16 protein-coding genes are annotated in these 18,405 nt (G+C 54.7%); 3 read left to right on the forward strand and 13 right to left on the reverse strand.

Annotation, left to right across the window (positions count from 1 at the left end; translation table 11 throughout):
• Nucleotides 1-3 precede the first annotated feature (3 nt).
• Entirely contained in the window at nucleotides 4-507 is a 504-nt protein-coding gene (gene gspH, locus NP596_RS09425; protein ID WP_256615076.1) for a type II secretion system minor pseudopilin GspH, read from the reverse strand.
• 8 nt (nucleotides 508-515) lie between these two features.
• Entirely contained in the window at nucleotides 516-947 is a 432-nt protein-coding gene (gene gspG, locus NP596_RS09430) for a type II secretion system major pseudopilin GspG (protein WP_256615077.1), read from the reverse strand.
• A gap of 253 nt (nucleotides 948-1,200) precedes the next feature.
• Here gspG and NP596_RS09435 point away from each other — a divergent pair, with 253 nt between their 5' ends.
• A complete protein-coding gene (locus tag NP596_RS09435) occupies nucleotides 1,201-2,811 on the forward strand; it encodes a choice-of-anchor I family protein (RefSeq protein ID WP_256615078.1) in 1,611 nt (536 codons plus the stop codon).
• A 521-nt stretch (nucleotides 2,812-3,332) separates the two neighbouring features.
• Nucleotides 3,333-4,094 carry a class I SAM-dependent methyltransferase gene (locus NP596_RS09440; RefSeq protein WP_256615080.1) on the forward strand — a complete coding sequence of 254 codons (762 nt, stop codon included), beginning with the start codon at nucleotides 3,333-3,335 and terminating at the stop codon, nucleotides 4,092-4,094.
• A gap of 425 nt (nucleotides 4,095-4,519) precedes the next feature.
• Here the strand turns inward: NP596_RS09440 and NP596_RS09445 are convergent, their stop codons facing one another.
• The 9 genes from NP596_RS09445 to NP596_RS09490 form a co-directional block, all read right to left on the reverse strand.
• On the reverse strand, nucleotides 4,520-7,216 hold the full coding sequence (locus NP596_RS09445) for a nitrate reductase (RefSeq protein WP_256615082.1): 2,697 nt from the start codon (nucleotides 7,214-7,216) through the stop codon (nucleotides 4,520-4,522).
• A gap of 10 nt (nucleotides 7,217-7,226) precedes the next feature.
• Entirely contained in the window at nucleotides 7,227-8,444 is a 1,218-nt protein-coding gene (locus NP596_RS09450; protein WP_256615083.1) for an NAD(P)/FAD-dependent oxidoreductase, read from the reverse strand.
• 34 nt (nucleotides 8,445-8,478) lie between these two features.
• A complete protein-coding gene (gene cynS / locus NP596_RS09455; RefSeq protein WP_256615084.1) occupies nucleotides 8,479-8,919 on the reverse strand; it encodes a cyanase in 441 nt (146 codons plus the stop codon).
• Between the two features lie 84 nt (nucleotides 8,920-9,003).
• Nucleotides 9,004-10,278: an alginate export family protein gene (locus NP596_RS09460; protein WP_256615085.1), complete on the reverse strand. Its 1,275-nt coding sequence runs from the start codon at nucleotides 10,276-10,278 to the stop codon at nucleotides 9,004-9,006.
• A 60-nt stretch (nucleotides 10,279-10,338) separates the two neighbouring features.
• Nucleotides 10,339-12,099 (reverse strand): ABC transporter ATP-binding protein, encoded by a 1,761-nt coding sequence (locus tag NP596_RS09465; protein WP_256615087.1) that lies wholly within the window; start codon nucleotides 12,097-12,099, stop codon nucleotides 10,339-10,341.
• Nucleotides 12,100-12,108: 9 nt separating this feature from the next.
• A complete protein-coding gene (locus NP596_RS09470; RefSeq protein ID WP_256615088.1) occupies nucleotides 12,109-13,122 on the reverse strand; it encodes an ABC transporter permease in 1,014 nt (337 codons plus the stop codon).
• Between the two features lie 379 nt (nucleotides 13,123-13,501).
• A complete protein-coding gene (locus NP596_RS09475) occupies nucleotides 13,502-14,902 on the reverse strand; it encodes a CmpA/NrtA family ABC transporter substrate-binding protein (RefSeq protein ID WP_256615089.1) in 1,401 nt (466 codons plus the stop codon).
• A 429-nt stretch (nucleotides 14,903-15,331) separates the two neighbouring features.
• Entirely contained in the window at nucleotides 15,332-15,598 is a 267-nt protein-coding gene (locus NP596_RS09480; protein WP_256615105.1) for a hypothetical protein, read from the reverse strand.
• A gap of 312 nt (nucleotides 15,599-15,910) precedes the next feature.
• The gene (locus NP596_RS09490) at nucleotides 15,911-17,209 is read right to left on the reverse strand and encodes a hemolysin family protein (RefSeq protein WP_256615091.1); all 1,299 of its coding nucleotides are present in this window, start codon (nucleotides 17,207-17,209) and stop codon (nucleotides 15,911-15,913) included.
• 152 nt (nucleotides 17,210-17,361) lie between these two features.
• Between NP596_RS09490 and NP596_RS09495 the strand changes: the two genes are divergently transcribed.
• Entirely contained in the window at nucleotides 17,362-17,514 is a 153-nt protein-coding gene (locus NP596_RS09495; RefSeq protein ID WP_256615092.1) for a hypothetical protein, read from the forward strand.
• A gap of 44 nt (nucleotides 17,515-17,558) precedes the next feature.
• Here the strand turns inward: NP596_RS09495 and NP596_RS09500 are convergent, their stop codons facing one another.
• Both NP596_RS09500 and NP596_RS09505 read right to left on the reverse strand, forming a co-directional pair.
• On the reverse strand, nucleotides 17,559-18,107 hold the full coding sequence (locus tag NP596_RS09500) for a hypothetical protein (RefSeq protein ID WP_256615093.1): 549 nt from the start codon (nucleotides 18,105-18,107) through the stop codon (nucleotides 17,559-17,561).
• Nucleotides 18,108-18,157: 50 nt separating this feature from the next.
• Nucleotides 18,158-18,403: a hypothetical protein gene (locus NP596_RS09505; RefSeq protein WP_256615094.1), complete on the reverse strand. Its 246-nt coding sequence runs from the start codon at nucleotides 18,401-18,403 to the stop codon at nucleotides 18,158-18,160.
• Between the last annotated feature and the right edge of the window lie 2 nt (nucleotides 18,404-18,405).

Genomic DNA, 18,405 nt, shown 5'->3' on the forward strand with positions numbered 1-18,405 from the left:
CGCTCATGGCGCCGCCGTGGCGGCCATGACGGTCCAGCCCTCTTCCCCATCGTTGCCGATTTGCACGGCGCCGTGCCTGTCGCCGATGTCTATCCGCACGGCATCGGCGTCGCCGTCGGGGGCCAGTAAAATTTGCGGCGCCGCATCAGACAATCCCGCCCGGGCCGCCAGCACTCGATTTTCGCCGTTTATCAGCAAGCCGATGCGCAAATCGCTATCCAGTTCGCGGGCGCGAAACACCGCATCGCCGGTTTCTTCCCGCCAGCCCGCTTCGGTCAAAATCAAGAACCGGTAGCCGTGGGCGAACAATTCCAGCGCCATGGCTTCGCCGCGCAGCTGGGTTTCCTGTTCCGCCAGGCTCAACAAGGTTTCCAGACGCTCCGCTTCCAGGCGCGGCCGGCGATCCTTACCGTCGTTGCCTATCGATAACATAGCCATGCCGGTCATCGCTCCAATCAATACCAGGACGATCAATAATTCGATCAGCGTAAAGCCGCCGGCGCGCATGCCCGCGCTTATTTGATATTCCAGCTGGCGATATCGGCATTGGCTTCCTCGCCGCCTTCCACGCCGTCGGCGCCGAAGGAATACAAATCGTATTCGCCGTGCATGCCCGGCTTCAGATACATATAGGGCTTGCCCCAGGCATCGGTCGGCACTTGGTCCAAATATCCGCCCTGCTTCCAGTGCGCGCCCGCCGCCAGCCCCGCCGGCTTGGTGACCAAGGCTTCCAGGCCTTGTTCGGTGCTGGGGTAACTGAAGTTATCCAGCCGGTACAAATCCAGCGCCGCGCCGATGGCGCGAATATCCTGCAACGTGCGGGTGGCGCGGGCCTCGTCGGGCCTGCCCATGATTTTCGGCACCACGATGGAAGCCAGAATCCCCAATATCACTACCACGATCATCACTTCGATCAGAGTAAAACCTTGCTGTATTTTAGTGTTCATGCCAGTTGAAAAATGTTGTGCAAACGGGTAGCCGGCCAGCGGCTGTTGTGACGGAAATGTTAAGAAACCAACGTGACAGGCGTATGACAAAACGCGCCGAGGCTCGAACGGAACCGGGACGACTTTCGGATTTCGCGCGAATTAACCGTTTTGTCATAAAGCGTTTTTAAGATGCTGCTTGTGTGACGGGCCTCTCATAAACGAACGCCCGCGCCGCTTTCTTTGAACCGCAACTTAACCCGGAAACAACATCATGAAACGCAAACATATCGCCCTCGCCATCGCTGCCGCGCTGGCGTCCGGCTCGGCCAGCGCCGCCGGCGGCTTTAGCTGGAACCTGGAATGGACCTTCAATCACACCGCCGCCAACGGCTCCAACGCCATGGGCTCGGAAATCGTCTCTTACGACGCGGACAACAACCGCCTGTGGGTGGTGGGTACCGACGCCAACGAAGCAGACCTTGGCTTTGGCGGCATCGACATTCTCGACCTGTCCGGCAACTTGCTGCAAAGTTTCGATACCAGCGCCTTGGGCGGCATCAACAGCGTGGCGGTCAAAAACGGCCAGGCGGCGGTAGCGCTTACCGCGCCGAGCAAAACCGATCCAGGCTTGGTGCGTTTTTACGACGCCGGCAACTACAACGTGTTGCAAGACGTGACGGTGGGCGCCAATCCGGACGCGGTGACCTTTACCCCCAACGGCAATAAATTACTGGTCGCCAACGAAGGCGAACCCAGCAGTTATCTGGTCGGCCCCGGCGGCGACCCGGCCGGCTCGGTCAGCATCGTCGATACCACCACCTATAACGTACAAACCGCCGGCTTCGATGCCTTCAACAGCCAAGCCGCGGCGCTGGAAGCCGCCGGCGTGCGCCTGACGGGCCCCAATGCCAGCGTGGCGCAGGATCTGGAACCGGAATATATCGCGGTCAGTAAAGACGGCGCCACCGCCATGGTGACCTTGCAGGAAGCCAATTCGGTAGCCATCGTCGATATTGCCAGCGCCACCGTCACCGACATCAAAGCCTTGGGCATGAAGGACCACAGTCTGCCGGGCAACGGCTTCGATGCCTCCGACCGCGACGGCGCCGGCAATGCCGCCCTGGCCGGCAACATTCAAAACTGGAACGTGCAAGGCATGTACATGCCGGACGGCATCGCCAGCTTCGACAAGAACGGCAACCAGTTTTATGTGATCGCCAACGAAGGCGATTCCAGGGAAGATTGGCCCGGCGGCGAGGAAGAAGTGCGGGTTGGCAATGCGGTTATCGATGCCGTGTTAAACGATGCCATGACGTTGGCGCACGGCGCCGATTGGCAGACCAACAACGACAAATTGAGCCGGTTGACGGTTTCCACCAGCGGCGACCTGGACGGCGACGGCGATCTGGATCAATTGCAGGCTTTCGGCGGCCGTTCGTTTTCGATCCTGGACGCGGCCGGCAATATGGTGTTCGACTCCGGCGACCAACTGGAGCAAATCATTGCCGCGTTTTACCCGCAATTATGGGACGACGGCCGTAGCGACAACAAAGGCCCGGAACCGGAAAGCGCCGTGATCGGCAACGTCAACGGCCGCGACCTGCTGTTTTTGGGCCTGGAACGCTCCAATGCCATTATGACCTGGGACTTGACCGATCTGAATAACATCCAATTTCTGGACATGATTTTCGCCGCCGGCGACATCGGCCCGGAAGGCTTGAGTTTCTTCTCCAACGCGCAAGGCAGCTTCCTGGCCGTGGCCAGCGAAGTCAGCGAAACCACTTCACTGTATAAAGTCTCGGCCGTGCCGGTGCCGGGCGCGGTATGGCTGTTCGGTTCCGCCTTGCTGGGATTTTTCGGCGTTTCCCGCCGCAAGGCCTAAGCCGGCCGCCGGGTTAGGCCTTGCGCCTGGCCCGGTCAACCAAGCTTTATATTTGCGTATTATTGAAACGGTGAGGACGGGTTGACAAAACCCGTCCCGCCCGAGGACAAACTCGGCTTAAACGGGTTGACGTAGCCTGGATGCAGCGAAGCGGAATCCGGGGATTGCCTGTCAAAGCCCCCCGGATTTCATTGCATTTCATCCAGGCTACGCTGGCTTCGAATGTCACGTAACTGCTATCGCGGCAACGTGACTTACTTGGCTACACCTGAAAGTCAGAATAGTTTTCAATGGCAATTCTCGCTATTATATGCCGCCCAGGGATTTGGATTTATCGAAATCAGGCTGTAACCACCGCATCGCCTCGTTCGAGGTGCCCTCGTGCCGGGGGATTAATCCCGGGCGATATCTGTAGCAACGGCAGGGACCGATAAAATAGAGGGACGGTAACTCCCTCACCTTAGCTCGGCGCTATGCCCCCACAAGATTAGAGACCAAGGAACCTAGAGTTGGAGATGCAGATGCTCAACAGTAACACTGATAAAGAATGGGAAAAATTTGGCAAAGATGATCCATATTTTGGTGTTTTTGCCCATGATAATTTTCGCAGAATTAACCTGACGGATGAGAATAAAGAAGAATTCTTCAAGTCCGGGGTTAATTATATTGATGCCGTTTTAGAAAAAATCAGGCAGCACATCGACCAAGCTTTTACGATCAAGAAAGCTCTTGATTTTGGGTGTGGAGTAGGAAGATTGGTCATTCCGCTGGCGAATGTTGCAAAAGAAGTTACTGGTGTCGATGTTTCTGATTCTATGTTAAATGAGGCTAAGAAGAACTGCGAAGCGCGATTGATAAAAAATGTAGTCTTTGTCAAATCCGATGACAGCCTTTCATTGTTAAATGGCAAATATGACTTCATACATTCTTTTATTGTTTTTCAACACATACCGGTAACAAGAGGGGAACAAATTTTCAAAAATCTCTTAGCACATCTTGAAAGCGATGGAGTCTGCGTTGTCCATTTCACCTATGCCAGGAATTATACAATCAAGAAATTAGTTCCATTTGTAAAGAAATATATTCCATTTTCGAGCAATTTAATCAATTTGATAATGGGGAGAAAATTTTTTGCCCCGCAGATGCAAATGAATTGTTATGACGTTAATCGCCTGTTCTTAACGATACAGAAGGCTAATGTTTTCGAATGCTACACTGAATTTACAAATCACGGGGGGGAGTTAGGCATTGTTGTCTATTTCAAAAAACCCAAAATCGCATAATCGGGTAAGGGCTACTTCCTCTCTCGTCCTTACCCCGCCCATCTAGGGCGTAGCCTGGATGCAGCGAAGCGGAATCCGGGGATTGCCTGTCAAGGTCCCCCGGATTTCATTGCATTTCATCCAGGCTACGCTGGCTTCGAATGTCACGTAACCGCTATCGCGGCAACGTGACCTACTTGGCTACAACCGACCAACCAAGCTTGATGTTTGCGTATTATTGAAACGGTGAAGACGAGTTGACAAAACCCGTCCCGCTCGAGGAAAAACTCGGCATAAACGGGTGGACGTAGCCTGGATGCAGCGAAGCGGAATCCGGGGATTGCTTGTCAAAGTCACCCGGATTTCATTGCATTTCATCCAGGCTACGCTGGCTTCGAATGTCACGTAACCGCTATCGCGGCAACGTGACCTGCTTGACTGACAAATCAATGCCCAATAACCGCAGCCTTACCCGCACCGGCCAACAGCGTTTTTAACTCCGGCAGGCACGAGCCGCAGCCGGTGCCGGCGCTCAGACATGCGCCTATGCCGGCCACGCTGTCGAGTTTATGTTCGGCTATGGCCCGCAGTATGGTTTTTTCGCCGACGTTGAAACAGGAGCAGACGGTTCGCCCCACATCCTGCTCGCCTGGCGGCGGCAAGCCGCTGAGCAGGCTCAGGCGTTCCTTGCGGGTCAATTCCGGTTTGGCGAACAGGCCGCACAACCAGCCCGGTTCCGGTAACTCGCCTTGAGCGGTTATGAATACACAGGCCGATAACTGCCCGGCTTCGATAGTCGCCATTCGATAGTCGCCGATATCGATATCGCTGTATTCCAGGCATTCGGCCAATCCCGGCGCATCGTTCGACAACAGCCCCTTACTCCACTTCGGCAAGTCTTCGATGGCGGCCTGACCGGCCAGCTGATAGCGCCAGAAGCCGGCGCCCTTGACTTTAACCAGATATTCCGCGCCGCCAATCTCCAAGGCCTGCCGCGACAGCAGCAAGGCCTGCCAGCGCGGTTGCCAGATTTCGATCCGCACCGGCGTCTGCTTGCTTTCCGGCTGGCCGGACAAGGGATCGACCACCGGATTCACTAACGCGCCCACTCTGCCTCGACTGCTCAATTGCTCGGTCCAATGCATGGGCACGAACAAACTGCCGGGTTGCTGCGAGACGGCGATGTCCACCCGCGCCAGCATGTCTCCCCAGCGCGTGGTCAGTTTGGCCAGACCGTGTTGCCTGAAACCCAGCCGCAAGGCGTCGGCGGGATGGATTTCCACCGTCGGTTCCGGCTTATGGCTGTTCAGTTTGGCGGCCAAGGCGGTGCGGGTCATGGTATGCCACTGATCGCGCAGCCGGCCGGTATTCAAGGTAAACGGATAGTCGGCGTCGGTGGCATGAAACGGCGCTCGCGGGTTTATCGGGACAAAACAGGCCTTGCCGTGTTCGGTATAAAAGCGGCCGTCCGTAAACAGCCGCGCGGTACCGTGCATGGCTCTGGCCGTCACCGGCCATTGTATCGGCGGCAAGGCGTCGAACTGGGCTTGGTCGATGCCGGCAAAGGCGGAGATATCGAAATCCCTGATGCCGTGTTCGCTATCGTTTTCGAACCCGGACAGGGCCGCGTGCTCTCTAAAAATCTCGGCGCTGTTTCGATAGTTAAAGCCGGCAAACCCCATGCGTTGCGCAATCCGGCAAACGATCCACCAATCCGGCCGGGCTTGGCCGGACGGCGCGAACAATGGCCGCTGCCGCGAGATACGCCGTTCCAGATTGGTGACCGTGCCGTCTTTTTCGCTCCAGCCGGTGGCCGGCAGTTTCACGTGGGCGAACGCCATGGTATCGGTATTGGCGATGCAATCGGACACCACCACCAGTTCGCATTGTTGCAGGGCGCGCTTGATCTTGTCCGCGTCCGGCATCGACACCACCGGATTGGTGGCTATGATCCAGATTGCTTTGACGCGGCCGTCGGCGACGGCATCGAATAACTCCACGGCTTTCAAACCCTGCCGATTGGCGACGCGGTCGCTGCCCCAAAAACGCCCGACTCTATCGACATGCAGCGGATTTTCCAAATCCATGTGCGCCGCCAGCATATTGGCCAGCCCGCCCACTTCCCGCCCGCCCATGGCATTGGGTTGGCCGGTCAGCGAAAACGGCCCGCTGCCGGCTTTGCCGATTTTGCCGCCGGCCAGATGACAGTTGATGATGGCGTTGCATTTATCCGAACCGGAGCTGGATTGATTGATACCTTGCGAATAAACCGTCACCACTTTTTTTAACTTGGCGAACCAGGCAAAAAATTGCGCCAGATCGTGGGCCGCCAAGCCGCAAGCCGCCGCCAATTCGTCAAAGTCCAGCGCGCTACCCTGGGCCGCCGCCAGAGCCGGCACGAAATCCCGGCAATGCCGGTCGATGAAATCCCTGTCCACGGACCCCGTCTCGGCCAAATACGCCAACAAGCCGTTAAACAGCAAGGCATCCATACCCGGCTTGATGGACAAATGCAGATCGGCGATATCGCAGGTGCTGGTGGCGCGCGGGTCGATAACCACAATCTTCAAGCTCGGGTTACTTTCCTTGGCGCGGCGGATGCGCTGAAAGGCAATCGGGTGGCACCAGGCGGCATTGGAGCCGACCAGCACGATCAGTTCGGCTTGTTCCAAATCCTCGTAACTGCACGGCACCGCATCGGCGCCGAACGCGCGTTTGTAGCCTACCACCGCCGACGACATGCACAGCCTGGAGTTGGTGTCGATATTGGCCGAGCCGATGAAGCCTTTCATCAACTTGTTGGCGACGTAGTAATCTTCGGTCAACAATTGGCCGGAGACATAAAACCCCACCGCATCCGAACCGTGTTCGGCAATGATGGCGGAAAAGCGCTCGGCGACATAGGCCAAGGCGCTATCCCAGTCGACGGTTTGACCGTCGATTTCCGGTTGCAACAACCTGTTTTCCAGACCGACGGTATCGCCCAAGGTGGCGCCCTTGGAGCACAAGCGGCCGAAATTGGCGGGATGCTGCGCATCGCCCTTGATGTTGACAATATGCTTTTCGGAGTCGATCAGCGTGGCTTCAATGCCGCAACCGACGCCGCAATAGGGGCAGGTGGTTTTGATAGTGGTCGGATTCATGGTTCGGTCCTTAAGCCGCTAAATCGACCGGATTGAAAATCAGCCGGTCGCGAATGGCGGCAACATTAGTCCGGTTTTTGAGCAGATTCAAATACCAGCCGCTGTCGCTGGTATCGCCGTACATAATCATGCCGGCAATGACATTGTCCTTTAAAACGATTTTGCGGTACACGCCGCGGGCATGGTCGACCAGCACCTGTTGCTGGCAAGTCGCATCGCCTTCGAAGTCGCCGACCGAAAACAAATCGATGCCGGTCACTTTCAACATGGTAGCCGATAACAAGCTCCGATACTCCGCCGACATGCGTCCCGCCAGTTGTTGCGCGCAAACCTTGGCCTGCTCGTAAACCGGCGCCACCAGGCCGAATACCTCGCCGCGATGCTGCACGCATTCGCCCACCGCATAAATACACGAGTCGCTGGTTTGCAGATTGTCGTCGACGATGATGCCCCGCTGGCAGTCCAAACCCATGGCCTGCCCCAGCGCGATATTGGGCTGAATGCCGGTGGCCATCACCAAAATATCGGCCGGCAGCAAACTGTTATCGCTGAGCCGCACCTTGCCGATGTGCTTATCTTGGCCGATGATTTCGCTGATCGTCACGCCCAAGCGAAATTCTATACCTTTATCTTCCAGTTGCCGTTGTAAAAACCCAGCCGCCTGTTGATTCAGCTGCCGGTTCAATAAATGTCCGGCCCGGTTAACCACGGTCACCTGCATGCCGCGCTGCATCAAACCGTTGGCCGCTTCCAGGCCCAGCAAACCGCCGCCCAGGATTACCGCGTGTTGTTTGGTTTGGGATTTTTCTATCATGGTTTGCACGTCGGCAATGTCCCGAAACCCCATTACGCCATCTACTTGGCGGCCCGGAATGTCCAGCATCAAAGGTAAGGAGCCGGTGGCGATCAAAAGCTTGTCGTAGTCGGCGGTCGTGCCGTCCTTTGCGATAACCCGCCGTTTGGCTCTGTCTACCGACACCACGGCTTTTTCCGCGCCGCAATGCAGGGTAATCCGGTTGCGCTGATACCAGGCAAAGTCGTGGATCATAATGTCGTTTATGTTTTTGGCGCCGAACAATACCGGCGTCAGCATGATGCGGTTATAGTTGCCGTGCGGCTCGGCGCCGAACACGGTGATTTCGTACCGATCCGGCGCCAGTTGCAGCAATTCGTCAACGGTGCGCATGCCGGCCATACCGTTGCCGATGACGACGAGTTTTTGTTTCATCTGGGTAATCCGGTTAAAAGCGGCGTTTCTCCGCCTACCATTTTTTATAAGGCAGAAACTTACCGGACATGCTGATGTGCACCCGGTCGCCCTTGGGGTCGGTTTCTTTTTCCACATTCATCGAAAAATCGATCGCGCTCATGATGCCGTCGCCGAATTTCTCGTGAATGACGGCTTTCAGCGGCATGCCGTATACCTGTAGGATTTCGTAGAAACGGTAAATCAACGGGTCGGTCGGCACCATGGGACCCAAACCCTTGAGCGGAAACTCCTGTAGGGCGCCGATCGCGTCGGCGTCCAACTCCAGGGCCCGGCCCAGTTTTTCGGCTTCGTCCGCCGCCGCGCTGGCCTGCCCGTAAAATAACGCGGCTATCCACACTTCGTCCCGCCCCAATAGGGTTTCCAGATCGGCAAAGCGCAGGCCTTTTTGTTTTTTGGCGGTAAACAGTGTCTCTGTCAGTTGCTGTTGATGCATAAAATACCTCGGGCGTAAAAACCCTCAATAGTCGAAAGAACGATGCCCGCGCCGGGCCGACTTGCGCGCCCGGCGCGTTACGTTTTAAAAGCTGACGTTGGCTTGCAGCCAGATTTTTTGGGTATCGGTACCGAAGGTATCGGCGTTGTAATTGGCGTATTTGGCCAACAGCGAGTAATGCTTGCCGAATTTCTTCAACACCGAGAAATCCCATTCCTTACCGTACTGAATCGAGCCGGTGTCGTCCTTGAAATCGTGATAAACGCCGGTGATGATCAGACTGTCGTTCATCATTTTGTAACTGGCGGTGGCGAATACGTCGCGGATACCGTCGCCCGGCGTGGTCAGGAACAAGTCCGCCCAGCCCTGGAAGGCATGGTTGGTGCCCAGCGGAGTCTGAAACGCCTTGGTCGTGGTACCGGCGCCGTTGCCGAGACCGTTCAATTGCTCCACCGCGCCCGACACGGTCAGGTTATACGCGCTGGCGCCGGCCATCAGATTGATGCGGTCGACCTGGTAACTGTTGGGGTTGTCGCCGTAATCGGCCTGGGTGCTCCATTCCGCGGTATACACGGCGTTGACTCTGTCGAAAAACTGCGGCGATTTACCGTCGAAGCGCAGACCGTAGGTTTGCGAGGATTTGGCGAAGTTTTCCCGCTCGCGGTAATCCAGCCAATAGCCGTAACCGATCAGATTGCCCCAGTCGCCGACCTTATAGTTCAGGTTCAGAATCGGCGAGTTCATCGACTCCTTGGTATTGAAAATGGTGCGGGCGCTATCGATATAGCCGGCGTTGACGGTCAAGCCGAAAAGGGTCTGGTTTTTATGCGTGAACAGGATGGAGTCGTAGGTCATCTCCATTTGCCGCCAGCCGACGTTACCGATGAAACGGTCATCGTCGAATTTGATGCGCTGCCGGCCGACCTTGACCAGAGTATCCGGTATGCCGTTATAGCTGAGCCAGAATTGGTTCAACTCGCTGGCGTCGGGATCGGCGATCACGGAGTATTGGGTGCGGCGGTTGCGGGTACTGTTGTAATCTTCCTGTAAGGCATACAGGCCTTCGTATTCGCCGTAGGCCTGAAAACCATGGAACGTCGGCGACAATAAGCCCAAGCGTAAACGCGCGGTATTGGCATTGGCGGTTTTCGGATTGCCGGCCCCCCTGTCCTGGTCGACATTCTCCCAGCGGTAGTTCAAATCCATTTTTATGGCGCCGTTGTTACCGTAGTGGTAAAAATTCAAGGCATCTTCCACCTCCTTGGTGAAGTCGGCCTGCGCCGGCATGCCCGCCAAGGACATGGATAGCAACGCTCCCGGCGCCAAGCGCGCGGAGAGTCTGGTGGTTTGCTTCGGCATAAAGCCCCCTCTACTGAATGAAAAAAAGCGGTTGTATAGCATGGATGGACTCGAATCGGTTTAATGGGTGTGGTCGCATTCCGACAGAAAGGTCAGCAGACTTTCCCGGTATTTGTAGTAATCGGGGTGCTCCAACAGGGCTTTACGGCTGCGCGGCCTGGGCAGGTCGATTTCCTGAATCTTGCCGATTTTGGCGTGCGGGCCGTTGGTCATCATCACCACCCGGTCGGCCAGCAAAATGGCTTCGTCGACATCGTGGGTCACCACAATCGCCGTGACGTGGGTACGCTCCCACACTTCCATCAGCACTTCCTGCAATTCCCAGCGGGTCAGGGAATCCAGCATGCCGAAGGGTTCGTCCAGCAACAGCAGCTTCGGCGACAAGGCAAAGGCGCGGGCGATACCCACCCGTTGCCGCATGCCGTTGGACATGTCGGCGGCTTTTTTGTACAGCGAGTCCGCCAGGCCGACACGGGTCAGATAGTATTCGACGATGTCTTCGCGTTCGGTTTTGCTGGCATGCGGATAGACTTTATCCACCCCCAACATGACGTTGTCGAACGCGGTCAGCCAGGGAAACAAACTGGGTGCCTGAAACACCACGCCCCGGTCCGGGCCGGCGCTATCGATTTCGCGGTTATCCAGAATGATGCCGCCTTCCGAAATATCGTTGAGGCCGGCGGTCATCGACAGCACGGTGGATTTGCCGCAACCGGAGTGGCCGATGATGGAAATGAACTCACCCTTTTTCATCTTCATGTCGAAACCGTCCACCACCTTGACCGTGCTGTTGCCGTCCGGGGTGGGATAAATTTTCGACAATTGGCTGAATTCCAGATAGCGCGGCCGGCCCAAATCGGACTGGCTGGGCTTTAAGGCCGAGCTATCGAGTTTCCAATCGTTGCTGGTATTGGGGCGCACGTCCGGTAATTCGATTTTGTCGCCGGCCTCCGCTTCGGCTTTCCGTATGCCGATATTCATTAAATAACGGGTGATTTCTGCCCGCAGGCGCTTGAATTCCTCGTTATGGTTCAAGGCGGTGCGGTCGCGCGGCCGTTCCAGATTGATATGAAAATCCGGGCCGAAGGTGGCATCGGGGCCGGGATTCAGCGGTATCACCCGGTCGGCCATGTAAATGGCCTCGTCGACATCGTTGGTGATCAGAATCACGGTTTTCTTGTCCTGCTCCCAGATTTGCAGGATTTCGTCCTGCAAGTTGCCGCGCGTCAGGGCATCCAGGGCGCTGAGCGGTTCGTCCAGCAACAGAATGTCCGGATTGGCGGCCAGCGCGCGGGCCACGTTGACCCGTTGCCGCATGCCGCCGGACAGTTCGGCCGGTTTTTTATCCATGGCCCGGCCCAGATTGACCATATTGACGTATTTTTCGGTATGGGCGCGGCGTTGCGCCGGCGTCCAGTCCTTGAAAATCGCATCCACGGCCAGCGCCACGTTTTCATAGACTGTCAGCCAAGGCATCAAGGAATAGTTTTGAAACACCACGCCGCGGTCGGGGCCGGGTTCGGTAATGGGCCGGCCGTTTTTCAGCAGTTCTCCGCCGTCGGCTTGCAGCAAACCGGCGATCAGGGACACCAGCGTGGTTTTACCGCTGCCCGAGAAGCCGACGATGGCGATAAATTCGCCGGCCTTGATCTCAAGATTGATGTCTCTGAGTATCGAGGTTCTGTCCTTGCCCTCGCCGTAGGATTTGCAGACATTACTCAACGTCAACAGGGCGGGCTGTTTAATTTCGGCCAGTTTAACCACGGCGCTTTCCTGCTTATGTACGGCGAGATCGATGATTTTTGCTGCGGCTACAGTCATGGTCATGCCTCAAATTTTGCTGAACGAAAACACGGTTTGCAGCGATTGCATGATGCGATCGAGGATGAAACCGATGATGCCGATAGTGAATACCGCCACCATGATGCGGCCCAGGGAATTGGAGCTGCCGTTTTGGAACTCGTCCCAAACGAACTTGCCCAAACCGGGGTTTTGCGCCAGCATTTCGGCGGCGATCAATACCATCCAGCCCACCCCCAGCGACAAGCGCATGCCGGTAAAAATGTAGGGCAGCGCGGACGGCAGAATGATGCGCTTGATCTGGGTCGGCCAATCCAGCCGCAACACTTTGCCGACATTGGACAAATCGCGGTCTATGGACGAAACCCCGACCGCGGTGTTGATTAAAGTCGGCCACAGCGAACACAGGGTGACCGTCACCGCCGAGGTGATAAAAGACTTGGCGAACCAGGAATCGTCGGTGGTGATATATACCGCGCTGACCACCAAGGTCACGATCGGCAACCAGGCCAGCGGCGATACCGGTTTGAAAATCTGGATCAAGGGATTGATGGCTGTGTTGATTACCGGGCTCATGCCGCACAGAATGCCCAGCGGCACGGCCAGAATCGTGGCGATCAGGAAGCCGGCGAACACCGTGTATAAACTGGTGATAATTTGGTCCAGATAGGTGGATTTGCCGGTATAGGGGCGAAACTTGATTTCGGCGGCGGGATCTTCGGCCAGTTTTTCCTGGTTACGCTGGTCCTGGCGTTTATAAAATTCGGCCATTTTGACTTTCTCGGCAAAATGTTCGTCAATCAAACCCTCCACTTCATGCCAAACCGCGACAGGGCCGGGGATGGCGCCCAAGCTGGTGTTGATACGCGAGGCCGTAACGCTCCAAAGCCCCAAAAACAGCACAAAGGCAACAATGGGTACGCCCATGATCAGCCAAAGCTGGCGCAGTTGTTGAGCGGGATTTTCGCCGGCCGCAATTTTGACCAACGGCACAAACCAGGTCAGACCGGTGATATTGAAAAATTTGATTAGTTTATTGCTCATCGTCGTTACCTTTCGATGCGGTCTAATGTTGTGTCGCTAACGCGACGGATGTTTTTAAGTCGGTTCTCGGACCGACAGCCGTGGTACTTTCTTTTGCGTCGCCAAAAGAAAGTACCCAAAGAAAAGGCGACCCGGATTTCGCCAATTTCCTGCGCTTCTCGATTTTGACGAGGGTTTTCGAAGGACCATCCTTGGCCCTGCGAAAACGAGCGGCATCCATGCCGCTCCCCCTTGGGCCTGTTTCGCCAAAATCTGCGATGCTCGGGGCGAAATAACGGGACTTAAGCCCTACCTCGCCGCGCCCGTGTTTGAAAAACTCATAAAAAAGACACATCCCTGTATCAAACGATTTCCCTGTCGGAGCACTTACCAGAGACTGTTAATCGACCACTTTGCCGCCGGCAACGGTTTGCTTGGCTTTTAGGCCGATGGCGAATTTGCTTAAGTAATCGTTGGGTTTGCTGGCGTCGTAAACGATGCCGTCGATAAACCCGGATTGCGGCGGTTTGATGCCGGATTCGCCGTCAGCCGGAAAATCGCCGGCTTTAGCCTTGCCTTCGGCAATCAATTCCTTGGCGGCGGCCATGTAGATATCGGGGCGGTAGACTTTTTTGGCGGTTTCCAGATACCAGTTGTCCGGTTTGAATTCGTTGATTTGGCCCCAGCGGCGCATTTGCGTCAGATACCAGATGGCGTCGCTGTAATACGGATAGGTCGCATTATTGCGAAAGAAGGTGTTGAAATCCGGCATGGGGCGTTTGTCGCCTTTTTCGTATTCGAAGGTGCCGGTCATGCTGTTACCGAGCACCTCCGCATCGGCACCGACGTATTGGGTTTGCGCCAGCATTTCCACGGCTTCCTTACGGTTTTTATTGTTGTCCGCGTCCAGCCACATCGCGGCGCGGATCAAGGCCTTCACAACGGCCTTATGGGTATTGGGATATTTATCCGCCCAGGCTTGGCTGACGCCGAAGACTTTTTCCGGATTGTCTTTCCAGATTTCGTAGTCGGTAATCACCGGCACGCCTATGCCTTTGAATACGGCTTGTTGGTTCCACGGCTCGCCGACGCAATAACCGTAAATAGTGCCCGCTTCCAGGGTGGCCGGCATTTGCGGCGGCGGCGTTACGGAAAGCAAGGCATCGGCGCTGATTTGTCCGGTGGTTTCCTGCGGCGGCGCATAAAAGCCCGGCTTGATGCCGCCGGCGGCCAGCCAGTAACGCAATTCATAGTTATGCGTGGAAACCGGAAACACCATGCCCATATTGAACGGCTTGCCGGCGGCCTTGTATTGATCGACCACGGGCTTCAGCGAGTCGGCCTTGATGGGGTGGACCGGTTTGCCGCCTTCCATCGGCACATGCGCCTTCATTTGCTTCCAGATATCGTTGGATACGGTAATAGCGTTGCCGTTTAAATCCATGCTGAAGGCAGTGATTATATCGGCCTTGGTGCCGAAACCGATCGCCGCCCCCAAAGGTTGCCCCGCCAGCATATGCGCGCCGTCCAATTCCCCGTTGATCACCCTGTCCAGCAACACTTTCCAGTTGGCTTGCGCTTCCAACTGCACGAATACCCCCTCCTCCTCGAAAAAGCCTTTTTCCGCCGCCACCGCCAGCGGCGCCATGTCCGTCAGCTTGATGAAACCGAATTTCAAATCTTCTTTTTCCAGTTTGCCGGCCGCCTGCGCGCCGGGAGCAAATCCCAGCCCGGCGGCAACCAGACTGGCCGAGAGAACGAACAGTAATTTCTTCGAGGCGGATGTTGTAGTGGTGTTCATAGCGAGTCCTAAACAAAAACGACAGAAAATAAAAAAGGCGTCGCCGTGATACGGGTAAAACCCATACACGACAGACGCCTTTGTCCGGTGCGCTCTACTGTGAGCTTAAAAATACGACTCCTGCATTGGAGTATTGCTTGGATTAAAGCAAAGGCAATGCCAACTCTTCACACCCCCATCGAATCAAATAAATCCATATAAAAATCATTATGTTAAAAAAATATACCCTTCACACTTGCAATTGCCCGAGGCGGTCCATGTGTTGCAAACCCATCATCTCCGCACAAAATTGAAACAAAACTTGGTTTTTTGCACATCGGTGGTGCGATCAACTTGATTGGATGATGATCGTAGACGGCTGAATCGGCGATAATCGGCCGAGTTGCCGCATGTATACCGAATGATGGAAAAATGTTGGCTCTGTTAGCGTTAATGGCTGAAAGAATTCGACGTCATCATCCCGGCGGAGATTGCCTGGCTCCAGATGGCAAGGCCGTGAAAGATTCTCGCCATCCATGCCGGGGCGGCGGCAACTATTAACACAAACATAACCAAAATGTGTATACATTTGCCATTCGGAACAAGCAGCGGGAAAGCCACCATGAATCCATCCACCCAACCTCGAATCCGATGCGCCGTCGTATTGATTATTTTCATGATCATCAGCATAGGCCCGATCCCGATTACCAGCAGCATCGGTTTGTATGTGGTGATTTTCCGACCGGCTTGGTTCAAAAGGCTAGTGGACGCGATCTATTCGGATATAAACAGCAAAGACTTTTGCGATAAGAACTAAAAGCGGAGGTAACTATTCAGCGGAGAAAAGCAATTGCCAAAAGCGCAGTCGCGGCATAAGCGGCTTGACGCGGTATTCCCGATTTTTTTCGCCCACTCTTCGACAGGGCTCTGCCGAGCGAAGCGGGAGGGCGAATAAAAAAACTCACCTATCCATATCGGGACGTTATGGCCGGCCATGGCCTAAGCTTGGCTACGGCGTATAAGGAGATGTTACTTGAGCATGTCGGCCTTATTTGCCACCAGCACTTTATCTACCCGGGTCCCATCAATATCGACAACTTCGAAATACCAGCCTTCGTGCACGAAGTTATCCGCCACCCGTGGAATTTTTTCCAGAAAATATAAAATAAATCCGCCCACGGTATTGAAAGAATTGGCGGTTTCACCCGGAAACTGGCCGGTCATCCCTATGACCGATTTTAATCTGTTGATCGACAAGCCGCCATCCACTAGCCATGAACCATCGTCGCGTTGCACCACGTCGGGATCGAAATCGTCATCCGCCGTGGGTATATCGCCAACGATGGCTTTCAGGACATCGCTTAAGGTGACCAAACCTTCCAAGTCGCCGTATTCATTGACGATCAGTACAAAATCGCAGCGTTTTTCCCTGAAAAACTCTAAAAGATGCGGCAGCGTCAGGGTGTCCGGCACATAAAGCGGTGTGCGTAGCGTGTTGGTAATATCCGGCGTTCCACCATTCATCAGCGTTTTCAATAGATCGCTTCGGTTCAAAATGCCCAACACATTGTCCAAGCCATCGCGGCAAATCACCGCTCTCGAATAAGGGCAATCGGCGATAAGACCGTTCACCTCATGGCTTTCATCGGCCAAATCGATGACGAAAATATCCTTGCGCGTGGTCATGATGGCACCGACACGCTGTTCGTCCAGTTTTAGCACATTGGAAACCAAATGCCCTTCGCTGGCATGAAACACCCCCGCTTCCGAACCGATATCCATCAGAATTTTGATTTCTTCGTTCGTGACCGTGGCCTGCGGCGGTTGGTGCGCTTTCATGATGCGCAAAAGCAGACTGCTGGATGAAGACAGCAGCCAAACCAAAGGGCTGGCAATCAGCGCCAAGGCATTCATCGGCCGAGCCACAAACACCGCAATGCCTTCCGGACTCAGCAAGGCCAAACGCTTGGGAACCAATTCGCCGACCACAACCGAGAAATAGGTAATCAAGATAACCGTTGCCACCAAGGCCAGACTTTCGGCATACGGTGCCAACAGCGGTAATTGATTGAATTGGGCTTTTAACGGCTCGGTCAGCGCCTCCTCGCCCAATGCGCCGCTCAGAATACCCACCGAGGTAATACCGACTTGAACAGTCGATAAAAAACGCGAGGGTTCATCGTGCAATTTCAAGGCAGCAGCGGCGCCGGCGCGTTTTTCATCGGCCAACTTTTGCAAGCGCGCTTTGCCCGAGGAAACCAGCGACATTTCCGACATCGCGAAAATGCCGTTAATTAAAATCAATACCAAAATAAGCGTAATATCCACTACATCAACCGTATCGAACCGCCGAGAACGCGGAACGAGAATCAAATAATTAAAAATAAGTTCTGTTTGCCAATCTTTGAATAAATCATAACCTGAATAAACAAGTTAAAGACAAGATACGCCGTTACACGGCGTTTAACAGTCATTCCATAATGAACGCCTTAACAACTCGAGCACCAAGCCATCGCATTCAAGCAAACCTTAACATCACATCCCAACAAGCCGTCACGAAAAAAGTAACTATCGTTGCGGCAATCAAACCAATCGACGATCCCAACAACCTTGCCATGCATTTAGTTGATTGATTTTCAGGCACTTTAATTGAAAACTCAACATCGGGCCACGCTTGTCATTCAACAGTATCTTTGTTCAACCAGTATCCCCATAGCAAAGTGCCGACCACCACGAAAACACCCAAACCGATACAAGCCAAAATAAACTGCTCGACATAAGCGACAATAATCGCGCAGGCGGCAAGAAAAAAACCCACTAAACTGAATTGCCAACCTATGCGCATACCATCCAGCATGGTTGCCAAGGCCAGTATCATCAAGATCATCAAGCTCGCATTGATTTCGGTGAATTGGCCGGATTTGATCACTAGCGATGCGGCACTAACCACAACCAGGGTGTGAATCCAATGCTTCCCTTGCTCTTTGACGATTTCGCCGAAATCATTTTCGTTGGTTTTGGCTTGCAACCAAGAAACGAAAATGGCAAGCCCACCGAATACCGCCACCATGAACGCCCAATAGGCATAGCCGTCATGTTGGGAAAAATCGGTAATTACAATACCCGCAATCGACAATATGACCAGCAAGATAAAAATCGCTTCTTCGAGACCGAAATAGCGGCGTTTTTGTGCGATCTGTGCTTTCGGATTCCGCTCGTCTTGCATGGTTAACTCCTCTGTAAAATGCTATTGTTATTGTTGCTTAAGTCGGCGATTTACAGATCGTAGTTATTGGCCACGCCCGCATTGATCGAGGCCGGCAGATGAGGGTCGGCAAAATATTCGCGCCAGTTGATGTTGGCGGCGGGCGTGCTGTCCGGTTTATCCTGATCATCCTGAAACGTGGCCGGTATATCGGCAGACCGGGGATTGCCAAATCGGTGTTCGGATTGCCGCAGCCGTTGCCGGCCAAGGCCAGCAACGAAACGGCAAGGCGATAATGCTATCCCGGCTACATGCACGG

Source organism: Methylomonas rivi (assembly GCF_024505165.1).
Lineage (GTDB): Bacteria > Pseudomonadota > Gammaproteobacteria > Methylococcales > Methylomonadaceae > Methylomonas > Methylomonas rivi.

Bases quoted from the DNA above. Each gene is read 5' to 3' on its own strand.
- NP596_RS09480 (WP_256615105.1), bottom strand. From the start codon at position 15,598: ATGCTGCTGGTAATCGGGATCGGGCCTATGCTGATGATCATGAAAATA.
- NP596_RS09475 (WP_256615089.1), bottom strand. From the start codon at position 14,902: ATGAACACCACTACAACATCCGCCTCGAAGAAATTACTGTTCGTTCTC.
- NP596_RS09450 (WP_256615083.1), bottom strand. From the start codon at position 8,444: ATGAAACAAAAACTCGTCGTCATCGGCAACGGTATGGCCGGCATGCGC.
- gspG (WP_256615077.1), bottom strand. From the start codon at position 947: ATGAACACTAAAATACAGCAAGGTTTTACTCTGATCGAAGTGATGATC.
- NP596_RS09445 (WP_256615082.1), bottom strand. From the start codon at position 7,216: ATGAATCCGACCACTATCAAAACCACCTGCCCCTATTGCGGCGTCGGT.
- NP596_RS09440 (WP_256615080.1), top strand. From the start codon at position 3,333: ATGCTCAACAGTAACACTGATAAAGAATGGGAAAAATTTGGCAAAGAT.
- NP596_RS09435 (WP_256615078.1), top strand. From the start codon at position 1,201: ATGAAACGCAAACATATCGCCCTCGCCATCGCTGCCGCGCTGGCGTCC.
- NP596_RS09460 (WP_256615085.1), bottom strand. From the start codon at position 10,278: ATGCCGAAGCAAACCACCAGACTCTCCGCGCGCTTGGCGCCGGGAGCG.
- NP596_RS09500 (WP_256615093.1), bottom strand. From the start codon at position 18,107: ATGCAAGACGAGCGGAATCCGAAAGCACAGATCGCACAAAAACGCCGC.
- cynS (WP_256615084.1), bottom strand. From the start codon at position 8,919: ATGCATCAACAGCAACTGACAGAGACACTGTTTACCGCCAAAAAACAA.
- gspH (WP_256615076.1), bottom strand. From the start codon at position 507: ATGCGCGCCGGCGGCTTTACGCTGATCGAATTATTGATCGTCCTGGTA.
- NP596_RS09495 (WP_256615092.1), top strand. From the start codon at position 17,362: ATGAACGCCTTAACAACTCGAGCACCAAGCCATCGCATTCAAGCAAAC.
- NP596_RS09465 (WP_256615087.1), bottom strand. From the start codon at position 12,099: ATGACTGTAGCCGCAGCAAAAATCATCGATCTCGCCGTACATAAGCAG.
- NP596_RS09470 (WP_256615088.1), bottom strand. From the start codon at position 13,122: ATGAGCAATAAACTAATCAAATTTTTCAATATCACCGGTCTGACCTGG.